The organism is Candidatus Pelagibacter communis (genome assembly GCF_001179965.1).
GTDB lineage: Bacteria > Pseudomonadota > Alphaproteobacteria > Pelagibacterales > Pelagibacteraceae > Pelagibacter.
The window spans coordinates 1-2,211 of sequence record NZ_CVSH01000005.1 but is presented as its reverse complement, the minus strand read 5'-3'; the positions used below and the strand labels follow the sequence as shown (position 1 = coordinate 2,211).

Here is a 2,211-nt window from a genome sequence, read left to right as displayed (position 1 = left end):
AAAAAAAAACTTTCAATATGGCATAAAGTAAATAGTATAATTTTGAAAAAATTGAGAAGAAAAAAATGTGATAAATTTGAAAAAAATTTATTTTTGAAAAATATCTCTAAAATTGGCTATGTAAAATGTAAAACTTTTTATATGGTAAGGGCATTTCAAATGAGATTTAGACCAGAGTTAGTAAATGGTAAAATTGATAAAGAGTGCTTAAAAATAAGCGAAAACTTAATAATAATATAAATTACCTTGAAAATTTGATCAATTTTTTGTATTCAATGAATGCTAGACAAATGACTTATCGCTTAAATTTTAATTTAAGAGGAAAGTCCGGACTCTGCAAAGACACGGTGCCAGGTAACTCCTGGCGAGGGCAACCTCAGGGACAGTGCCACAGAAAATAAACCGCCTTAACGAGGCAAGGGTGAAAAGGTGTGGTAAGAGCACACCGGTTGAACTGGTAACAGTCAGCGCATGGAAAACCCCACCGGGAGCAAGACCAAATAGAGATGACATTGTTTTATAACTAAAAGCAGTCTTTGGCTAGTCATCAGGGTTGGTTGCTTGAGCTTAAAAGTGATTTTAAGCCTAGATAAATGATGAGTTTAAAAGACAGAACCCGGCTTATAGTTTGTCTAGCTACTTTAAAACTTAATCCTTAGAACATGAATATTAAACAACCTTAAAGACCGGGAATGGGTAAAAATTATTATATTGACGTGTAGGTTGAAAACCCATATATTCCCATATATTCCCAAATATGGGATTATAAGGGATAATATGTTTTATGTTTTTATCGACTTACAAAAACAATATAGACAAAAAGGGGAGGGTGTCAGTGCCAGCACCTTTTAGATCATATTTATCAAATCTTGGATACAATGGAATAATTTGTTTTCCTTCATTTAATAATCAATCTATCGAATCTTGGTCACAAGATAGAATAGAAAAAATATCAAGTGCAATTGATGCACTAAATCCTTTTGAGGAAAAAAAAGATTATTTTGCAACATCAATTTTGTCTGAAAGTATTAATTTACAGTTTGATAGCGAAGGAAGAATTTCTTTAACACCAAAACTATTAAAACATGCTAAAATTAAAAATAACATGTTATTTGTTGGTCAAGGAAAGACTTTCCAAATTTGGGAGCCAACAGCATTTGAAAAATTTAAGGTCCAAGCAAGAAAAAAATCTAATATAAATCGAGCAAGCCTTAAATGGAAAGAGATGGGTGAAAAATAATGAGAAAGATGGAACAAATTATTTTAATGCAGAAGATAGAGAATTTACAAAACAATTGTTTAACTGCAATGGAAAAAACCATCAAGGGTACCTGGGCATATGATTTTTGGACCGATACTTTCGATAAACTTGAAAAAAACTATAACTTAATAAAAAACAAAGAGGGGATAAATGACAATAAATTTTAGAGCACCAGATATAAAAGAATTAAAACCTAGGATTTTAGTTTTAGGAGTAGGGGGCGCAGGCGGGAATGCAATCAACGAAATGATAGAATCTGGGGTGGAAGGTGTAGAGTTTGTTGCTGTAAACACAGATGCACAAGACCTAAAAGCAAGCAAAGCTAAACAAAAAGTACAATTGGGTCTTAATTTAACAAAAGGTCTTGGAGCAGGTGCTAAAGTTGAAATTGGTCAAGCTGCTGCAGATGAATCCTTAAATGAAATTATGGATTTATTGAAAGGTGCAAATATGGTTTTTATTACTGCAGGAATGGGCGGTGGAACTGGAACTGGTGCAGCTCATGTGATTGCCAGAGCATCCAAAGAATTAAATATTTTAACAGTTGGAGTAGTCACACTTCCTTTTTTATATGAAGCCCCATCTAGGATGAGAAGAGGCCAACAAGGTTTGGAAGAGCTAAGAAAACATGTAGATACAATTATTGTCATTCCAAACCAAAACCTTTTCAAAGTTGCAAATGAAAAAACAACATTAAAAGAGTCTTTCAAACTTTCAAATGGAGTACTTAGACACGGTGTTCAAAGTGTAACTGATTTGATGGTTAAACAAGGATTAATTAATTTAGATTTTGCAGATGTTGAAACGGTAATGAGCCGTATGGGTAAAGCCATGATGGGAACAGGCGAAGCCGAAGGTGAAGGCAGGGCATTAAAAGCTACAGAGATGGCTTTAAATAATCCGTTAATTGATGATTATTCATTAAGAGGAGCGAGAGGTTTGCTAATAAA

At 33.5% G+C, this 2,211-nt stretch carries 3 protein-coding genes, 1 other RNA gene and 1 pseudogene; all 5 read left to right on the top strand.

Annotation, left to right across the window (positions count from 1 at the left end; translation table 11 throughout):
* Nucleotides 1-240, top strand: a pseudogene (locus tag AMN73_RS00190) (N-acetylmuramoyl-L-alanine amidase); the annotation flags it as partial.
* 42 nt (nt 241-282) lie between these two features.
* An RNA gene (gene rnpB, locus AMN73_RS00185) (RNase P RNA component class A) lies at nt 283-640 on the top strand.
* A 144-nt stretch (nt 641-784) separates the two neighbouring features.
* The gene (gene mraZ / locus AMN73_RS00180) at nt 785-1,240 is read left to right on the top strand and encodes a division/cell wall cluster transcriptional repressor MraZ (RefSeq protein ID WP_075534317.1); all 456 of its coding nucleotides are present in this window, start codon (nt 785-787) and stop codon (nt 1,238-1,240) included.
* On the top strand, nt 1,240-1,428 hold the full coding sequence (locus AMN73_RS00175) for a hypothetical protein (RefSeq protein WP_075534316.1): 189 nt from the start codon (nt 1,240-1,242) through the stop codon (nt 1,426-1,428). Before mraZ ends, AMN73_RS00175 begins: the two co-directional genes overlap by 1 nt.
* On the top strand, nt 1,412-2,211 hold an 800-nt coding region (gene ftsZ / locus AMN73_RS00170; RefSeq protein ID WP_075534315.1), incomplete at its 3' end, for a cell division protein FtsZ. The genes AMN73_RS00175 and ftsZ, both read left to right, overlap by 17 nt.

What these genes read in the sequence shown, in the direction of transcription:
- AMN73_RS00175 (WP_075534316.1), top strand. Translation starts at nt 1,240, where the DNA reads ATGAGAAAGATGGAACAAATTATTTTAATGCAGAAGATAGAGAATTTA.
- mraZ (WP_075534317.1), top strand. Translation starts at nt 785, where the DNA reads ATGTTTTTATCGACTTACAAAAACAATATAGACAAAAAGGGGAGGGTG.